This window comes from Pseudooceanicola marinus, from assembly GCF_020177265.1.
GTDB lineage: Bacteria > Pseudomonadota > Alphaproteobacteria > Rhodobacterales > Rhodobacteraceae > Pseudooceanicola > Pseudooceanicola marinus_A.
The window spans coordinates 707,441-725,361 of record NZ_JAIVMC010000001.1; the positions used below are offsets into that span (position 1 = coordinate 707,441).

Here is a 17,921-nt window from a genome sequence, read left to right on the forward strand (position 1 = left end):
GGCCCCTCAGAACCCGCATTTGTCGCGCATGAAGGCCAGCGCCACCGACAGGCCGTCGGGGGCAATGCCATGGGCGGTGCCTTCCATGATATGGGCAAAGACCTCGCGGAACTTCGCCTCTTGCAGGGCCTCGGCAGCCAGCGGCAGGGATTGCGGCGGCACCACGTCGTCCTGATCGCCATGCACCAGCAGCACCGGCATCCGCGACACTGTCTCATCCGCCAGCAGCTCCGGGTTCAGGATCCGGCCCGAGAAGCCGACGACGCCCGCGACCGGATCTTCGCGCCGGGGCGCCACGTGCAGGGCCATCATCGTGCCCTGGGAGAAGCCAAAGAGACAGACCTGTTCCGGCAGCAGGTCCTCATCCACCATCAGCGCATCGAGGAAGGCGTTCAGGTCATCGACCGAAGCCATCATCGAGCGTTCCGCTTCCTCGTCGGAAGATCCGTCCATCCAGGGGATCGGGAACCACTGGAACCCGCCGGGGTTCACCGCCATCTCCTCGGGGGCATCGGGAGCCACGAACAAGGTGTCGGGCAGATGTTCCGACAGCGGATCGGCCAGCCCCAGCAGATCAGCGCCATTGGCGCCATAGCCATGCAGGAACACCACCGCAGATCGCGTATCCCCCGAGAGCGGCGCGCGCCGCTCGGCATTCAGAACCCGTGTCATGTGACCCCTTCCCGTTTCTTCTCTCGCGCGTAGTGGCTCCACAGGAGCCTGGCGGCAACTCCGCGCCAGGGTGCCCAGGGGGCGGCCCGCGCGCGCAACGCGGCCTCGCTCGGCCGCTCGGACAATCCGTAGAGGAGGCGCGTGGCCTCCTGCAAGGCCAGATCGCCCGCCGGGATCAGATCGGCACGGCCAAGCGCCGTGGTGCCGTAGATCTCTGCCGTCCAGCGGCCGATGCCCGGCAGGGCCACCAGCCGGTCAATCAGCGCCAGATCGTCCAGCGCGGCCAGCCCGTCGAAGTCGATGCCCGCGCCCGCCAGGGCCAGGGCATAGCGGATCTTCGGCCGCGACAGCCCGCAGGCGCGCAGCCCCTCCTCGCCCGCGGCCAGGATCGGGGCCGGCTCGGTCAGCCCGGCCGCCTCCAGCCGTGCCCAGATCGCGGCGGCCGAGGCGGTCGAGACCTGCTGCCCGACGATCGCCAGCAAGAGCGTGGCAAAGCCCGGCGGCCTGCGTCTCATGGGCGGCAACGGGCCGCTGGCGGCGACCTGCGCCAGCCCCTCGTCACGGGCCGCCAGCCAGTCCACGCCCCGCGCCAGCACTTCTTCGCTTTCCAGGATCTCGGCCATGTCACCCCCGTTCGCGGCACAGCATAGGGTCCACCGGGCGAAGGGAAAGGGGGCTCTGCCCCCGCCGCCCTGCGGGCGACTCCCCCGGGATCTTCCCCGCAAAGAGAAGACGGGAACGCGGCGCAATGCCCCGGCAGCGCGCCCGGCGCCCTGCCTGGCGCCGCGATGGCGGCCTGTGGCGGGGGAGGAGCGCGGAACGATATTTGGGTCTGCGGGCGCGCCATGGAACGCCGGTTCGGGGGGCCAAGGGGCGCGCGCGACGGGGTTCTTATTGCCGCATGCCCCTAGGCCGGTGCCGGGGCGCGCGCGTATATTGGGCGCATGAAAGACATCGCGCTCCCCCCCTCGAACTGGCCTGACATGGAACCCGGATGGGTCTGGCTCTGCGGCGCCGGCCCCGGTGATCCCGGGCTGCTGACCCTGCATGCGCTGAACGCGCTGCGCCAGGCCGACGTGGTGGTCTATGACGCGCTGGTCAGCCCCGAGATCCTCGACTGGGCGATGAACGCCGAGCTGGTCTATGCCGGCAAGCGCGGCGGCAAGCCCTCGGCCAAGCAGCAGGACATCTCGCTGAAGCTGGTAGAACTGGCCAAGGCCGGCAAGCGGGTGTTGCGGCTGAAGGGGGGCGATCCCTTCGTCTTCGGGCGCGGCGGGGAAGAGGCGCAGACGCTGCTGGCCCATGGGGTCAACTTCCGCATCGTGCCGGGCATCAGCGCCGGCATCGGCGGGCTGGCCTATGCGGGCATTCCCGTCACGCACCGCGACGTGAACCAGTCGGTGACCTTCGTCACCGGCCATGACCACACCGGCCAGGCGCCCGGCTCGCTGAACTGGCGGGCGCTGGCGGAAGGCGCGCAGGTGCTGGTGATCTACATGGGCATGAAGCACGCCCGCCATATCGCCAATGAGCTGATGGCCGCGGGCCGCCCGGGTGATGAGCCGGCCGCCGTGGTCTGCAACGCCACCACGCCGGACCAGCAGGTGCTGGAAACGACCCTTGAGAACCTGGCCGACGACATCGAGGCGTCGGACCTGCAGCCGCCGGCGATCCTGTGCATCGGTCACAACGTGAAGATGCGCGAGGCGCTGGACTGGCAGGCGCTGGCCGAGGGCGCCGCGCCGCGCTCGCTGGACCCGCTGGGCGTCAAGACCCAAGGCGCCTGACCCGGATCCGCACCGGCGGTGCCCTTCGGCCCGTCAGGGTGCGAGCGTAGACGGCGGAGCACGATAGCGGCCGCGCGCCGCGCACAATCATCCACACGATCCCGCATGGCCCGCGTCATGCTGGCACTTGCCGCACGCGCGAAGCCGGGCTACGGCTTCGTCCATGACCGAGACGACATACTCCCCCGATACCGATGCCCGCGCCCGCCGCAACGTGGTGGTGCTGGTGGCGGCCCAGGCCATCCTGGGCGCGCAGATGCCGATGATCTTCACCATCGGGGGGCTGGCCGGGCAGAGCCTGGCGCCCAACCCCTGCCTGGCGACCATGCCGATCTCGATGATCGTGCTGGGGTCCATGCTCTCGGCCACGCCGATGTCGGCGCTGATGCAGAAACGCGGGCGCCGCTTCGGCTTCTCGGTCGGCACCGTCATCGGCGCCCTGGGCGCGCTGGTCGCAGCCTTCGGATTGTTCCAACAGAGCTTCGTCATCTTCCTGCTGGGCTCGCTGCTGACCGGCACCTACATGTCGACGCAGGGCTTCTTCCGCTTCGCCGCCTCCGACACCGCCAGCCCGGAGTTTCAGCCCAAGGCGATCTCCTACGTGATGGCGGGCGGGCTGCTGGCGGCGCTGATCGGGCCACAGCTGGGTAAGCTGACCAATGACGCGCTGATCGTGCCCTTCATGGGCACCTACCTTCTGGTGATGGGGCTGAACCTGCTGGGCCCGGTCCTCTTCAGCTTCCTCGACATTCCGCGCCCCGAGGCGCATCCCCCCGGCACCGCCGCCCCTGCCCCGGGTCGCAGCCGGTGGGAGCTGATCACCACGCCGCGCATCCTGGTGGCTGTGATCTGCGCCATGGTCTCCTACGCGCTGATGAACCTGGTGATGACCTCCACCCCGCTGGCCGTCGTCGGCTGCGGATTTGAGACCACTAATGCCGCCGACGTGGTCAGCGCCCACGTGCTGGCCATGTATGTGCCCAGCTTCTTCACCGGCCACGTGATCGCCCGCTTCGGGGTGGAAAAGGTCGTGGGCGCGGGGCTGGTGATCCTGGCCGCCGCAGGGGCCGTCGCCCTTCAGGGCGTGCAGCTGGAGAACTTCTTCGGCGCGCTGATCCTGCTGGGCATCGGCTGGAACTTCGGTTTCATCGGGGCAACGACGATGCTGGCACAAAGCCACACGAAGGAAGAGCGCGGCCGCATGCAGGGCCTCAACGACCTGATCGTCTTCGGCGGCGTGACCGCGGCCTCCTTTGCCTCGGGCGGGCTGATGAACTGCTCCGGTGCCTCGGCCCAGGCCGGTTGGAGCGCGGTCAACCTGGCCATGGCACCACTTCTGGCGCTTGCCGGTGGCGCGCTGATCTGGCTGGTGCTACGACCGAAGGATGAAGCGGAGGCCTGAGCGCCCCGCCCGAGCCCGAACCCGAGCCCTGCGAGGAGGACCGGATGATCTTAGAGGTTGAAACACTCTGTCCCGCCCGCGGCGTGGCCGACCGGATCGCCGCGCATCTGCTGGAGGCGCGGCTGATCGCCTGCGCCAACCGCTCGCGCACCGTGGTCAGCCTCTATCGCTGGGAAGGCGAGGTCCGCGCGGAGGAGGAATATTCCCTGCGCGTGAAGACCCGGATCGAGCTTGCGGATGCGGTCGAGGCGGCGATCGTGGAGTTGCATCCCTACGAGCTGCCCGCGGTGCTGCGCCATGAGGTGCAGGCCAATGCGGGCTACGAGGCCTGGGTCCTCGCGGAGACGCGCGAGGCCTGACGGCCCCCTGTCCCGCGCGGGATCACCAGCGCCCGAGGCTGGCCCGCAGCAGGCCCAGCCGGGCCGCCAGCGGCGCTGGATCGAGCGCCGCATGTTTCACCCGCGCCGGTTCCTTGCGTGCCAGTTTCAGCACCATCGCCGCCTCGGGCGCGAGGGACAAGAGCGGCGCCGCCGCCTTGCCGACCGCCCCCCGCTGCGCCCGCGCGGCGGCCAGTCGCGTCAGGGCCTCGTCCGCCAGATCCCGCACCGTGCTTTCGCGCCCGTCAGGCAGCGGCATCCGCTGTGCATTCTCCAGCTCGGGGATGGCGCGGAACCAGGCGGCCAGGCCCAGGGCAAAGCCCGCGTCGGCGGCCACGGCTTCGGGCAGGTCACCGCCCAGCATGCCGGCCCCGGCGCGCAGCAGACCGGCAGAGGTCGCATCCAGGTAGCGGCGGAAATGGGCGTCATCCTCGAAGGGTTCCTTCCAGATGTCCCAGCGACGCGCCTCGATCAGCCCATCCAGCACCCCGGCTCCCTCCGGCGTCAGGTAATGCGACAGGGGCGTCACCACCTCGTGCCGCCGAATGCCCTCGCCCTTGCCGATCTCCTCCAGCGCGTCGCGCCACCATTGCAGGCGCATCTCGGCGATCATCGGCTCCTGCGTGACCCAGGGGGCGCGGCTGACCTCGATGTTGAAGGCATAGAGCGCGAAAAGCGCCGGGCGGGCCGACACCGGCGCGGCCATGGTGGCGCGGAAGCGGGGCACGTCACCGCGTTCCACCAGTTCGGCACAGGCGGTCAGGTCGTCGGACCAAGGGGCGGCGGGGGAGGAAGAGGTCACGGGCGGTCTCCGGTCAGGCGGGCGGCGGCGCAGGGGAGTCGGGGCGCGCACGCCGCGTTGCGGCGGGAGGTATCAGAGCGGCAGGCGGCTGCCCAGCCCCCTGCCCTCTCGTCCCCCAAACGGATCACTCCCCGGCCCGCGCCTGGGCGGGCGGCGCCTGCATCAACCGCCAGGTGACGGCATCCACCAGAGCCTCGAAACTGGCATCGACTATGTTGGCCGACACGCCCACGGTGGACCAGCGGCGGCCCTCACCATCCTCGCTGTCGATGATGACGCGGGTGACGGCCTCGGTGCCGCCTTGCGTGATACGCACCTTAAAATCGACCAGCCGCATGTCGTCGATCTGGCACTGGTACTTGCCCAGATCCTTGGCCAGCGCCTTCCACAGGGCGTTCACGGGGCCGCGGTCATTGCCGTCCTCGTCCAGGCTTTCCGACACCGACAGGATCTTCTGCCCGTCGACGATGGTGGCGACCACGGCCTCCGACACGGTCACGCTTTCGCCGCGCGCGTTGCGGCGCCGTTCTATGCTGACGCGGTAGCGGTCGACCTCGAAGAAAGCGGGCAGCTGACCCAGCACGTGGCGCGCCAGCAGTTCGAAACTGGCCTGAGCGCTGTCGTAGGTATAGCCGCGATCCTCCCGCGCCTTCACCTCGGAGAGCATCTCCGGCAACGCCGGGTTACCCTTTTCCACGGTGATCCCCGTCTCCTCCAGCCGGCGGCGCAGGTTCGACTGCCCGGCCTGGTTGGACATGGGGATGATGCGTTCGTTGCCGATCACCGAAGGATCCACGTGTTCGTAGGTCGAGGGGTCCTTCAGGATCGCGCTGGCATGCAGGCCAGCCTTGTGGGCGAAGGCGGAGGCCCCGACGAAGGGCGCCTGTTTCACCGGCACGCGGTTCAGGATGTCATCCAGCTGGCGCGAGATCGGCGTCAGGTTCACCAGCGCCTCGCGCTTCACCTGCGTCTCGTAGGTCGACGCATAGGGCTCCTTCAGCAGCAGCGTCGGGATCAGCGTTACCAGGTTGGCATTGCCGCAGCGTTCGCCAAGGCCGTTCAGCGTGCCCTGGATCTGGCGCACGCCCGCATCGACGGCGGCCAGGCTGCCCGCCACCGCATTGGCGGTGTCGTTGTGGGTGTGGATGCCCAGCCGGTCGCCCGGCGCACCGGAGGCGATGACGTCGCGCACGATGTCCCCGATCTCCACCGGCAGGGTGCCGCCGTTGGTATCGCACAGCACCACCCAGCGAGCGCCGGCGTTCAGCGCCGCATGGACACATTCCAGCGCATACTCCCGGTTGGCCTTCCAGCCGTCGAAGAAGTGTTCGGCGTCGAACAGCGCCTCGCGCCCCTCGGCCACCATGTGCCCGACGGAGCGGGAGATGTTGTCGAGGTTCTCCTCCAGCGTGATGCCGAGCGCGGTGGAGACGTGGAAATCATGGGTCTTGCCCACCAGGCAGACGGCGGGCGTGCGGGCGTTCATCACGGCGGCCAGCACGTCGTCGTTTTCCGCCGAGACGCCCGCGCGCTTGGTCATGCCGAAGGCGGTCATGGTGGCGCGGGTTTCGGGTGCGGCCTCGAAGAAGGCGCTGTCAGTCGGGTTGGCCCCGGGCCAGCCGCCCTCGATGTAGTCGACCCCCAGCTCGTCCAGCATTTCCGCGATGCGGATCTTCTCGGGGGTGGAGAACTGCACCCCTTGGGTCTGCTGCCCGTCGCGCAGGGTCGTGTCGTAGAGATAGAGACGTTCCATCAGAGCCCTCCTCCGGCCCGTTGGCGAGCGAAGCTCGGGTGTCTTTGAGTGGTGAGGTCAGGTTTCGAGGACCCAACCGAGGCGCGCAGCGGCTCGGGCCGCGCCCGGCCGCCCCCCCGGGTGGTTTGCCCTGCATCCATTGGAACGCCCGTGATGCCTGCATCACGGGCAGCGCCCGACCCGCCGCCCCCCAGGGCGGGCGCTACACGCCCCCCCTCGGGCCGGGCGCTGCCCTCTGTTGAGCAGGGCCACATCACAGCAAACCTTCCAGCTTGGCCGCGTCGAAATCGGCGCCGGGCAGAAGCTCCACCCCAGCCTTTGACATGCGCACCTCGACCCCGGCGGCAATCAGCGCCTGTTTCATCGCGTCGACCTTGGAGAAATCCTTGGTCTGCAAGGCCTCTTCGCGGGTCGCGGCCAGTGCCTCAGCGTAGGTCGAAAGGTCCGCCTGCGGCGCCTCGGCCCAGCTTCCCAGCTCCTCCGTCAGCAGCCCGAGGAACTGCGCCGAGGCCTTCAGCTCCGCCGCATCGCCTGCGCCTGCCAGCTTGTGCAGCTCGGCCACGGCGCCGGCGGTGTTCAGGTCGTCGGCCAGCGCCGCCACGACGGCCTCCGAAACCTCGCCCGCCTCGACGCCCGCGACCAGACCACGCCACTTGCGCAACGTGGCCTCCGCCTCGGCGCGCTTCTTCTCGGTCCAGTCCATCGGCTTGCCGTAGTGCGTCCCGAGGAACACCATCCGGATCACCTCTCCCGGCACGCCCTGATCCAGCAGATCCCGCACGGTAAAGAAGTTGCCCAGCGACTTGGACATCTTCTTGCCCTCGACCTGCAGCATCTCGTTGTGCAGCCAGTAGTTGGCGAACTTCCCCTTCGGATGGGCGCAGCAGCTCTGGGCGATCTCGTTTTCGTGGTGCGGGAACTGCAGGTCGATGCCGCCGCCGTGGATGTCGAAACTGTCGCCCAGAAGCTCATAGCTCATGGCGGAGCATTCGATGTGCCAACCCGGACGCCCCCGGCCCCAGGGGCTGGCCCAGCCCGGCGTACCCTCGTCCGAGGGTTTCCACAGCACGAAATCCATCGGATCGCGCTTGTAGGGCGCGACCTCGACCCGGGCGCCGGCGATCATGTCCTCGACCGAGCGGCCCGACAGCCCACCGTAGGCCTTGTAGCTGTCGACGGAGAAGAGCACGTGGCCCTCGGCGGCATAGGCGTGGCCCTGGGCGATCAGCATCTCGATCATGGCGATCATCTGGCCGATGTATTCGGTCGCGCGCGGCTCATGGGTGGGGCGCAGGGTGCCGAGGGCGTCCATGTCCTCGTGATACCAGGCGATGGTCTCATCCGTGATATCGCGGATCTTGCGGCCCGTGGTCTCGGCCTTGGCGTTGATCTTGTCGTCGACGTCGGTGAAGTTGCGCACATAGGTCACATGCTCGGGCCCGTAAACATGGCGCAGCAGGCGATAGAGCGCGTCGAAGACCACCACGGGACGGGCGTTGCCCAGGTGGGCGCGGTCATAGACCGTGGGACCACAGACATACATCCGGACGTCGGCCGCGTCGATCGGCTCGAACGGCTCCTTCTTGCGCGTCTTCGAATTGTGCAGCCTGATCTCGACCATGTCTCGCTCCTCGACGGTCCCGTGACGGGGTTTGCCCGCGGGCGGCTTATCAGGATGTTCCGGATCAGGAAACGAGGAAGCGGCCCGCGAGAGAATTCTCAGCAGGGAATGATGCAGCCGGTAATGATGGCGATCATGTGCTTCATGCGCCGATCCTTAGCCTGTCGGGCCGGGCCTGCCAAGGGGGATGATGCACCCCGCGCGGTCAGAGATGCCCCAGGGTGACGGCGCGGGCCCAGTCCTCGCGCCCCTCGGCGCGGGCACGGGCGGCCATGGCAGTGCTGTCGTAGGGGACATGGCGATGGCTGACCTGCCACCCTTCAGCCCGGCGTTCGACCAGGGCATAGCTGGCCAGCGGGTGCCCGGCGGCCACCACATGGGGCACGGGCGCCGTGTCGTTGTAGGCCGGGCAGCCGACCGAGCCGGGGTTCAGGAGCATCTGGCCCGTGGACAATGCCCAAAGACCGGGCAGATGGGTATGGGCGCAGATCAGCAGGGGCGCGGTGGTGCCGCGGGCCTCCTCGGCCATGTCCTGCGGCGCGCGCAGCTGCACCTGACCGTCGTCATCCACCCCATGGGTCCAGTAGCGGTCATCGGCGCGGGGCGTGGCGTGCCAGGCCTGCACGTCACCGAAATCCAGCCCCTCGGGCAGCCCGGCCAGCCAGCGGAAGGCGGCGGCGTCGAGCGCCGCATGGGCGACCCGGTCCGACGGCCCCAGGGCGGAAGCTGGCCCTTCCAGAAGGTAACGATCATGGTTGCCACGCAGGGCGTGACAGTCCAGCGGCAGCAGCAGCTCGGCCGTGCCGGCCGCATCCAGCGGGCCGGAGAAATGGTCGCCCAGCACCAGCAGCGCCGCCGAGGCCGGCAGCACCAGCCGCAGATCCGCCAGCACCGCGCGCAGGGCGTCGCTGTTGCCGTGCACATCGGCCAGCACCGCGAAGCGGTCGGGCAGCGCGGGGCGGGGTTCCAGGGAAAGAAGCGGGCCGGTCATGTCAGCAGCCTGACCCGCGGACCCGGTCCGAGACAAGCGCAAAAACCCTTGCACCACGGCCCGCTCTGCCCGACGCTCCGCCCAAGAGCCGACAGGAGAGCCCGATGCACGACCCCGCCCCCGCCTTCCGCGCCCTGCACCGCAAGGGACAGCCCTTCGTCCTGGCCAACGCCTGGGACGCCGGATCGGCCCGGATGCTGGCCGCGCTTGGCGCCCAGGCCATCGGCACCTCCTCCGCCGCCTTCGGCTTCACTTTGGGCCGGCCCGACGGCAACGTCACCCGGGACGAGGCCCTGGCCCATGCCGAGGCGCTGGTGGCCGCCACGCCCCTGCCCGTCTCGGGCGATTTCGAGAACGGCTATGGCGACGACCCCGACACGGTGGCCGAAACCGTGCGCCTGGCGGCCGAGGCGGGGCTGGCCGGCATCTCGATCGAGGACAATCCGCCGGGCGGCGCGACCTCCTACGATCACGACCTGGCGGTGGAACGGATCCGCGCGGGCGCAGCGGCGGCGCGCGCCCTGCCCGGTGACTTCGTGCTGGCGGCGCGGGCCGACGGGGTGATGAACGGCACCTACGACATGGCGGAGGCGCGGGCCCGCTGCGCGGGCTACGAGGCCGCCGGCGCCGATGTCCTCTACGTGCCTGGCCCGCCCAGTTTCGAGGATCTGCAGGCCCTGGTCGAAAGCACCGACCTGCCCGTCAACGCCCTGGCCGCCGGCCACCTGGCCAGCTACGCGGCCGAGGATTTCGCCCGTATCGGCGTGGCGCGCATCTCCCTCGGCTCGGCCCTGGCGCGGGCGACGCATCGCGTCATCATCGACGCCATGCAGGAGCTTTACGAGGACGGCAGCTTCTCCAAGCTAAAGAAATCCGTGGCGGGCGACGTGGTCGACGCGCTGCTGCTGAAAGGCGCGCGCCCCGACTGAGACGCGCCCTCAGGCCTGGCCCGGCTGACGGCTGGCCAGCAGCAGCAGGCCGAACAGCACCATGCCGCCGCCCGAGGCGCGCTGGAACCAGTGCATGCGACGAGAGGCGAAGCGCGCGGCGAAACGGCCTGCCAGGGCGTAAATGGTGATCGCGCAGGCCTCCAGCCCCAGAAACAGGGCCCCGAGGGTGGCGTAGCTGGTCCAGTAGGCCTGCGTGTCCACGAACTGCGGGAAGAAGGCGGCGAAGATCAGGATCGCCTTGGGGTTGCTGACCGCCGCCAGCCCCTCGCGCCGGGCCGCCTGACGCAGGCTGGCGGGCACATGGCCCTGCCCCTGCGCATCCACCGTCGGACGGGTCCGCAGCAGTTTCACGCCCAGCCACAGCAGGTAGAGCGCGCCCGCCACCTTCACCACCCCGAACAGAAGCGCCGAGGTCGACATCAGCACGCCAAGCCCAAGGGCGCTGGCGGCAATCATCGGCACGAAGGCCGCCAGCCGGGCCATCGCGGCGGTCAGGGCGAATGCCACGCCGCGTTCCGCGCCGTGGGTCAGCGACAGCAGGTTGTTCGGCCCGAACGCCAGGTTCAGGGCGAAACAGGCAGGGATGAAGACCAGCAGGTCGATCATGGGGGCACTCCGCAGCAAATCCGCGCGTGATAGAGCATATCCGCGCGCCCCAGGCCAGACCACGCGCGCCCGCCCGACCGACCCCGCAGCCCAACCGGGCCACAGGCCGACACCGGAATGAAGAACGGCCCCGGCGTTTCCACCGGGGCCGCTGTGTCACGCCCGCAGGCGCCTCAGTCGGTGACGGTGACCGTCTGCATCATGTCGGGCTCGCCCGCGACCGCCCCGCTGCGGCCCTGGCCGCGCTTGATCTGGTCGACGACCTCCATGCCCGAGGTCACTTCGCCGACGACCGTGTACTGGCCGTTCAGCGAGGGATACTCGGTGAACATGATGAAGAACTGCGAGTTGGCGCTGTCGGGGTCCGAAGACCGCGCCATGCCGACGACACCCCGGGTGAAGGGGATGTCGGAGAACTCGGCCGGCAGATCCGCATAGTCGGAGCCGCCGGTGCCGGCGCGGCGCATGTCGCCCCCCTCGGAGGGGTTGCGCGCGTATTGCACGTCGCCGGTTTGGGCCATGAAGCTCTCGATCACGCGGTGGAAGTAGACGCCGTCATAGGCGCCTTCTTCGGCCAGGGTGGTGATCCGTTCCACGTGCTGCGGGGCAACATCGTCGAACAGCTCCACATGGACGGTGCCATTGGCCTGGCCCGCGATCTGAATGTCCAGACCGGTGGCCAGCGCCGGTCCCGCCAGCGCCACCAGGGCCGCGGAAAGGGCCAGCTTACGCATCGGCGGCCACCTTCACGGAGATCATCATGTCGGGATCCGCCGGCGGCTCGCCCTTGGTGATCGCGTCGACGTGCTCCATTCCCTCGATCACGCGGCCGTAGACGGTGTACTGGCCGTTGAGGAAGTGGTTGTCCTTGAAGTTGATGAAGAACTGCGAGTTGGCAGAGTTCGGGTTCTGGCTGCGCGCCGCGCCCAGGGTGCCGCGATCGTGGGGCAGCTTGGAGAACTCGGCCGGCAGGTTCGGCAGGTCGGACCCGCCGGTGCCCGCCATGCGCAGGTCGAAGCCCTCGTTCTTGTTGCCGTTCTTCACGTCGCCGGTCTGGGCCATGAAACCGTCGATCACGCGGTGGAAGACAACGCCGTCATAGGCACCGGCGCGGGCCAGTTCCTTCATGCGTTCGGAATGCTGGGGCGCCACGTCGGGCAGCAGCTCGATGGTGACGGTGCCGTTCTTCAGCTCCATCACGATGGTGTTCTCGGGGTCCTTGATCTCGGCCATGTGCCAGTCTCCTTCCGGTGTTTGCGCCAGCATTATGCAGATGTGACCCGATTGCCAAGGCGGGCTGGTTGACCATGGGCCGGGAAGCGGCCATCACTGGTCCGACCAAGACGCCAAACGCATCCGGGAGAACCTCTATGGGCTGGAAAACGCTTGATGACATGGACCTTGACGGCAAGCGGGTGCTGACCCGGGTCGACATCAACGTGCCCGTGGAAAACGGAAAAGTGACCGACGCGACCCGGATCGAGCGAATCGTTCCCACGGTCGAGGCGATCCTGGAAAAGGGGGGACAGCCCGTGCTGATCGCCCACTTCGGCCGCCCGAAGGGCAAGGTCGTGCCCGAGATGTCGCTGCGCGTCACCCTGCCCGCCCTGGAAGAGGCCCTGGGCCGCAAGGTCGTCTTCATCGAGACGCTGGAGGCCGCCAAGGCCCACACCAACGAACAGGACAAGGCCGAGGTGCTGCTGCTGGAAAACATCCGCTTCCACCCGGGCGAGGAGAAGAACGACCCCGACCTGGCCAAGGAACTGGCCTCGCTGGGCGATGTCTACTGCAACGACGCCTTCAGCGCCGCGCACCGGGCGCACGCCTCGACCGAGGCGCTGGCGCATGAACTGCCCTGCTGCGCCGGTCGCCTGATGCAGACCGAGCTGGAAACGCTGGAAAGCGCGCTCGGCAAGCCGCAGCGCCCGGTGGTGGCCGTGGTCGGCGGCGCCAAGGTGTCCACCAAGCTGGATCTGCTGGGCAACCTGGTCGAGAAGGTCGACCGCCTGGTGATCGGCGGCGGCATGGCCAACACCTTTCTTGCCGCCCAGGGCATCGACGTGGGCAAGTCGCTGTGTGAACACGACCTGATCACCACCGCCAAGAAAATCATGCTGAAGGGCCTCGACGTGGGCTGCGAGGTGATCCTGCCCTCCGACGTCGTCGTGGCGCGCGAATTAAAGGCGGGCGCCGAGAACGAGACCGTCTCGGTCACCGACTGCCCGGCCGACGCGATGATCTTGGACGCCGGCCCCGACGCAGTGGCCCGGATCGGCGCCGCCTTCGAGACCGCCCATACGCTGATCTGGAACGGCCCCCTGGGCGCCTTCGAGATCGAGCCCTTCAACGCCGCCACCGATGCCGCCGCCCTGAAGGCGGCCGAGCTGACCAAGGCGGGAAAGCTGAAATCGGTCGCCGGCGGCGGGGATACCGTGGCCGCGCTGAACGCCTCGGGCGCCGCCGATGATTTCACCTATATCTCCACCGCAGGCGGCGCCTTCCTGGAATGGATGGAGGGCAAGACCCTGCCCGGGGTGGCCGCGCTGGAAGCCTGATCCGCGACAGACGGGCCGATCGAAACACGCAGAAGCGCCGTCCCCTCGGGGGGCGGCGTTTCGCGTTTCGCCGTCCTTTTCCGCGGTGATCCGCCCGCCGGACGGGGGCCGCGGGCACGTTAGCGCAACCTGAATTGCCAGCGTTACACAGCTCGCCTAGGAAGGGGGCAGAGGGGGACCGCACCGCGCGGACCCGATTGGTGTAACCCAAGAATTTCAGGCGAAACACATGTCCGACACGATGCAGGCCGAGATGGTCAAATCCGATCCCGCTATGGCGGAACAGATGCGCTCCGGCGACGGGTTCATCGCCGCGCTCGACCAGAGCGGCGGTTCGACCCCGAAGGCGCTGAAGCTCTATGGCGTGAGCGAGGATGCCTATTCCAACGACGCCGAGATGTTCGCCCTGGTCCACGAGATGCGCGCCCGGATCATCAAGTCGCCGGCCTTCAACGGCAACAAGGTGATCGCGGCGATCCTGTTCGAGCGCACCATGGACGGCGAGATCGACGGCACGCCGGTTGCCGAATACCTGTGGAAGGAATGCCGCGTGGTGCCGCTGCTGAAGGTCGACAAGGGCCTGGCCGCCGAGGAGGGCGGCGTGCAGCTGATGAAGCCAATGCCCGACCTGGACGCGCTGTGCGAACGCGCCGTGGCCAAGGGGATCTTCGGCACCAAGATGCGCTCGGTGGTCAGCGCCGCCGCGCCCGAGGGGATCAAGGCCGTGGTCGCCCAGCAGTTCGAGGTGGGCAAGCAGATCCTGTCGCACGGGCTGATCCCGATCATCGAGCCGGAGGTGACGATCAGCATCCCCGACAAGGCCGAGGCCGAGGATCTGCTTCGCGATGCCATCCTGGCCCAGCTCGACGCCCTGCCCCAGGGCACCCAGGTGATGCTGAAGCTGACGCTTCCGGAGAAGGACAACCAGTACAAGCCTCTGGTCGACCATCCGGCCGTGATGCGTGTCGTCGCGCTGTCGGGCGGCTATGCCCGCGACGAGGCGAACGAGCGGCTGTCGCGCCAAACCGGCATGATCGCCTCCTTCAGCCGCGCCCTGACCGAAGGCCTGTCGGCGGATCAGTCGGACGAGGAATTCGACCAGACCCTGGCCACCTCGATCATCTCGATCTACGACGCCTCCGTCGCCGGCTAACCCCGGGTTTCCAGAAGGATTTCAGGGGCGTCCACCGGGCGCCCCTTTTGTCTGGCCCTCTCACGAATCTTTTTGCGTGATCGTCACGATTGGGGATTCACATCGCGAATCACCTGTGGCATGATTCGCCTACACCGCCCGACAGAGGCGGGTCATTGAGGCAAGCATGAGCAACGAGTCGCGCCCGGCATTCGGGCTGTTTCTTTATTTCGGCGCCATCCTGATGTTGGGGATGTATTTCACCTTTGCCGCCGTGCAGGGGGAATACGGTCTGTTCCGACGGGCAGAGGTGGTGGCCGCGAATGAAGATCTCAGCGCGGAGCTGGCGCGGCTCGACAGTCGCATCGAGGAGATGGCGAACAAGACCGCCCGTCTTTCCGATGACTACCTGGATCTCGACCTTCTCGACCAGCAGGCCCGCGATGTTCTGGGCCTGGTGCGCGTGGACGAGTTCGTCCTGCGCTGAGGCGCCCTCCCCTCCATCGACATGATTGATGTGCTGTCCGGATCGGACGGCCACGGGGCTCTGCCCCTAGAGCCTGCGGTTCAACACCCCCCCGGGACACTCCTACCAAAGAGAACTCATGGGTCCGCGCCTGCGCCCGTGCGCGCTCAGAGATTACGCGCGCAGTGGCGCGGCGCCGGACGGCCAGATCGGCGCCCGAGGCGAAAGGCCCATGGACAAGGGCGAAAACCCCTCTAGTCTTGCACTGACGGCAACCCGGCCAACTGCGGTGATTTTGACCCTCGCATCACGGGCGGTTATGCTGTAGGAGATAGTTTAGCGTTAAACTATCCAAGATTTGCATTTCGACTCACGGGGAGGACACCGCATGGCGACCCGCAAATCCGCAGCCAAGCCGAATGTTTCGGCGGATGAGCTGAAGAAATATTACCACGACATGCTGCTGATCCGGCGCTTCGAAGAGAAGGCGGGCCAGCTTTACGGCATGGGGCTGATCGGTGGCTTCTGTCACCTCTACATCGGCCAGGAAGCCGTTGTGGTCGGCCTGGAAGCCGCGGCGAAGGAAGGCGACAAGCGCGTCACCTCCTACCGTGACCACGGCCACATGCTGGCCTGCGGCATGGATCCCAACGGCGTCATGGCCGAGCTCACGGGCCGCGAAGGCGGGTATTCCAAGGGCAAGGGCGGCTCCATGCACATGTTCTCCAAGGAGAAGGACTTCTACGGCGGCCACGGCATCGTTGGCGCCCAGGTGCCGATCGGCACCGGCCTGGCCTTCGCCGACAAGTACCTGGGCAACGACCGCGTCTCCTTCGCCTACTTTGGCGACGGCGCGGCCAACCAGGGCCAGGTCTACGAGAGCTTCAACATGGCGGCCGTCTGGAAGCTGCCGGTGATCTTCGTGATCGAGAACAACCAGTACGCCATGGGGACCGCGCAGAAACGCTCGACCTCCTCGGCCGAGATCTACAAGCGCGGCGAACCCTTCGGCATCCCCGGCCAGCTGGTCGACGGCATGGACGTGCTGGCGGTCAAGGAAGCGGGCGAGAAGGCCGTGGCGCACTGCCGCTCGGGCGAAGGCCCCTACATCCTGGAAATCAAGACCTACCGCTATCGCGGCCACTCCATGTCGGACCCGGCGAAATACCGGACCCGCGAGGAAGTGCAGAACATGCGCGAGAAGCATGACCCGATCGAGCACATCCGCCAGATGCTGATCGACGGAAAGCACGCCACCGAGGACGACCTGAAGTCGATCGACAAGACGATCAAGGACATCGTCAACAACTCTGCCGATTTCGCCAAGGAAAGCCCCGAGCCCGCGCTCGAGGAGCTGTGGAGCGACATCTACGCGGATGAAATTCCGCAGCACGACGCCTGAGGGAGGATCGCAAATGCCTACTGAAGTTCTGATGCCCGCCCTCTCTCCGACGATGGAAGAAGGCACCCTGGCCAAATGGATGGTCAAGGAAGGCGACACCGTGTCGTCCGGCGACATCCTGGCCGAGATCGAGACCGACAAGGCGACGATGGAGTTTGAAGCCGTCGACGAAGGCACCATCGGCAAGATCCTCATCGAGGAAGGCACCGAGGGCGTAAAGGTCAACACCCCGATCGCCGTGCTGCTGGAAGAAGGCGAAAGCGCCGACGACATCGGCGAGGTCTCCGCCGCTCCCTCCGCCGACAGCTCCGACGACAGCGACGAGGAGGAGGCCCCGGCCCCCGCCAAGGCGCCCGCCGCCGCCAGCGCCCCGGCCGAGGTCAAATCCAACGCCTCACCCGACTGGCCCGAAGGCACGGAGATGAAGGAACAGACCGTCCGCGAGGCCCTGCGCGACGCCATGGCCGAAGAGATGCGCGCCGATGAGCTGGTCTATGTCATGGGTGAAGAGGTGGCCGAATACGAAGGCGCCTACAAGGTCACCCAGGGCCTGCTGGACGAGTTCGGTTCGAACCGCGTCGTCGACACGCCGATCACCGAGCACGGCTTTGCCGGTCTAGCAGTCGGTGCCGCCTTCGGTGGCCTGAAACCCATCGTCGAGTTCATGACCTTCAACTTCGCCATGCAGGCGATGGACCAGATCATCAACTCCGCCGCCAAGACGCTCTATATGTCCGGTGGCCAGATGGGCGCGCCCATGGTCTTCCGCGGCCCGAACGGCGCCGCCGCCCGCGTGGCCGCCCAGCACAGCCAGGACTACGCATCCTGGTACGCGCATATCCCGGGCCTGAAGGTCGTCATGCCCTACTCCGCCTCGGATGCGAAGGGCCTGCTGAAACAGGCGATCCGCGATCCGAACCCGGTGATCTTCCTGGAAAACGAGATCCTCTACGGCCGCTCCTTCGAGGTGCCGGTGCTGGATGATTTCACCATTCCCTTCGGCAAGGCGCGCATCTGGCGCGAGGGCAGCGATGTCACCATCGTCTCCTTCGGCATCGGCATGCAGTATGCCCTGCAGGCCGCCGACAAGCTGGCCGAGGATGGCATCAGTGCCGAGGTCATCGACCTGCGCACCCTGCGTCCCATCGACTACGACACGGTCATCGCCTCGGTGATGAAGACCAACCGCTGTGTCACCGTCGAGGAAGGCTTCCCCGTCGGCTCCATCGGCAACCACCTGTCGGCCACGATCATGGAACGCGCCTTCGATTACCTCGACGCGCCCGTGCTGAACTGCACCGGCAAGGACGTGCCCATGCCCTATGCCGCCAACCTCGAGAAGCTGGCGCTGGTGACCACGGATGAGGTCATCGCGGCGGTGAAGAAAGTCACCTACCGCTAAGGA

18 protein-coding genes are annotated in these 17,921 nt (G+C 67.7%); 9 read left to right on the forward strand and 9 right to left on the reverse strand.

Annotated features, from left to right (window positions below; translation table 11 throughout):
* Nucleotides 1-6: 6 nt before the first annotated feature.
* Both LC066_RS03230 and LC066_RS03235 read right to left on the reverse strand, forming a co-directional pair.
* Nucleotides 7-672, reverse strand: coding sequence for an alpha/beta hydrolase (locus LC066_RS03230; protein WP_224896512.1), 666 nt, complete (start codon nt 670-672; stop codon nt 7-9).
* Nucleotides 669-1,295 carry a DNA-3-methyladenine glycosylase family protein gene (locus LC066_RS03235; RefSeq protein WP_224896513.1) on the reverse strand — a complete coding sequence of 209 codons (627 nt, stop codon included), beginning with the start codon at nt 1,293-1,295 and terminating at the stop codon, nt 669-671. Before LC066_RS03235 ends, LC066_RS03230 begins: the two co-directional genes overlap by 4 nt.
* 321 nt (nt 1,296-1,616) lie before the next feature.
* On the opposite strand from LC066_RS03235, the gene cobA reads away from it, so the two are divergent.
* The 3 genes from cobA (at nt 1,617) to cutA (ending at nt 4,220) form a co-directional block, all read left to right on the forward strand.
* Nucleotides 1,617-2,459 (forward strand): uroporphyrinogen-III C-methyltransferase, encoded by an 843-nt coding sequence (gene cobA / locus LC066_RS03240; protein ID WP_222474653.1) that lies wholly within the window; start codon nt 1,617-1,619, stop codon nt 2,457-2,459.
* Nucleotides 2,460-2,622: 163 nt separating this feature from the next.
* Nucleotides 2,623-3,861: an MFS transporter gene (locus LC066_RS03245; RefSeq protein WP_224896514.1), complete on the forward strand. Its 1,239-nt coding sequence runs from the start codon at nt 2,623-2,625 to the stop codon at nt 3,859-3,861.
* A gap of 44 nt (nt 3,862-3,905) precedes the next feature.
* Complete coding sequence (gene cutA / locus LC066_RS03250; protein ID WP_224896515.1) at nt 3,906-4,220, forward strand: divalent-cation tolerance protein CutA; 315 nt, start codon at nt 3,906-3,908, stop codon at nt 4,218-4,220.
* Nucleotides 4,221-4,242: 22 nt separating this feature from the next.
* On the opposite strand, the gene LC066_RS03255 is transcribed toward cutA, so the two are convergent.
* The 4 genes from LC066_RS03255 to LC066_RS03270 form a co-directional block, all read right to left on the reverse strand.
* Nucleotides 4,243-5,040, reverse strand: a complete 798-nt coding sequence (locus LC066_RS03255) for a squalene/phytoene synthase family protein (protein WP_224896516.1) — start codon at nt 5,038-5,040, stop codon at nt 4,243-4,245.
* Between the two features lie 124 nt (nt 5,041-5,164).
* Nucleotides 5,165-6,793 (reverse strand): citramalate synthase, encoded by a 1,629-nt coding sequence (gene cimA, locus LC066_RS03260; RefSeq protein ID WP_224896517.1) that lies wholly within the window; start codon nt 6,791-6,793, stop codon nt 5,165-5,167.
* A gap of 253 nt (nt 6,794-7,046) precedes the next feature.
* Entirely contained in the window at nt 7,047-8,414 is a 1,368-nt protein-coding gene (cysS, locus tag LC066_RS03265) for a cysteine--tRNA ligase (protein WP_224896518.1), read from the reverse strand.
* A gap of 205 nt (nt 8,415-8,619) precedes the next feature.
* On the reverse strand, nt 8,620-9,405 hold the full coding sequence (locus LC066_RS03270; protein WP_224896519.1) for a metallophosphoesterase family protein: 786 nt from the start codon (nt 9,403-9,405) through the stop codon (nt 8,620-8,622).
* Nucleotides 9,406-9,509: 104 nt separating this feature from the next.
* Here LC066_RS03270 and LC066_RS03275 point away from each other — a divergent pair, with 104 nt between their 5' ends.
* The gene (locus LC066_RS03275) at nt 9,510-10,334 is read left to right on the forward strand and encodes an isocitrate lyase/PEP mutase family protein (RefSeq protein WP_224896520.1); all 825 of its coding nucleotides are present in this window, start codon (nt 9,510-9,512) and stop codon (nt 10,332-10,334) included.
* 9 nt (nt 10,335-10,343) lie between these two features.
* Here LC066_RS03275 and LC066_RS03280 read toward each other — a convergent pair whose 3' ends face one another.
* The 3 genes from LC066_RS03280 to LC066_RS03290 form a co-directional block, all read right to left on the reverse strand.
* Nucleotides 10,344-10,961, reverse strand: a complete 618-nt coding sequence (locus tag LC066_RS03280; RefSeq protein WP_224896521.1) for a LysE family translocator — start codon at nt 10,959-10,961, stop codon at nt 10,344-10,346.
* 173 nt (nt 10,962-11,134) lie between these two features.
* Nucleotides 11,135-11,695 (reverse strand): peptidylprolyl isomerase, encoded by a 561-nt coding sequence (locus tag LC066_RS03285; protein ID WP_224896522.1) that lies wholly within the window; start codon nt 11,693-11,695, stop codon nt 11,135-11,137.
* Nucleotides 11,688-12,194, reverse strand: a complete 507-nt coding sequence (locus tag LC066_RS03290) for a peptidylprolyl isomerase (protein ID WP_222474663.1) — start codon at nt 12,192-12,194, stop codon at nt 11,688-11,690. The genes LC066_RS03285 and LC066_RS03290 overlap by 8 nt, the downstream gene beginning before the upstream one ends.
* 137 nt (nt 12,195-12,331) lie before the next feature.
* Between LC066_RS03290 and LC066_RS03295 the strand changes: the two genes are divergently transcribed.
* From LC066_RS03295 to LC066_RS03315, 5 genes are all read left to right on the forward strand, one after another.
* Entirely contained in the window at nt 12,332-13,516 is a 1,185-nt protein-coding gene (locus tag LC066_RS03295; RefSeq protein WP_224896523.1) for a phosphoglycerate kinase, read from the forward strand.
* 229 nt (nt 13,517-13,745) lie between these two features.
* Complete coding sequence (locus tag LC066_RS03300) at nt 13,746-14,669, forward strand: fructose bisphosphate aldolase (protein WP_224896524.1); 924 nt, start codon at nt 13,746-13,748, stop codon at nt 14,667-14,669.
* A gap of 166 nt (nt 14,670-14,835) precedes the next feature.
* Nucleotides 14,836-15,135 (forward strand): FtsB family cell division protein, encoded by a 300-nt coding sequence (locus LC066_RS03305; RefSeq protein ID WP_222474666.1) that lies wholly within the window; start codon nt 14,836-14,838, stop codon nt 15,133-15,135.
* Between the two features lie 367 nt (nt 15,136-15,502).
* A complete protein-coding gene (gene pdhA, locus LC066_RS03310; protein ID WP_224896525.1) occupies nt 15,503-16,516 on the forward strand; it encodes a pyruvate dehydrogenase (acetyl-transferring) E1 component subunit alpha in 1,014 nt (337 codons plus the stop codon).
* A gap of 13 nt (nt 16,517-16,529) precedes the next feature.
* On the forward strand, nt 16,530-17,918 hold the full coding sequence (locus LC066_RS03315) for a pyruvate dehydrogenase complex E1 component subunit beta (protein ID WP_224896526.1): 1,389 nt from the start codon (nt 16,530-16,532) through the stop codon (nt 17,916-17,918).
* Nucleotides 17,919-17,921 lie beyond the last annotated feature (3 nt).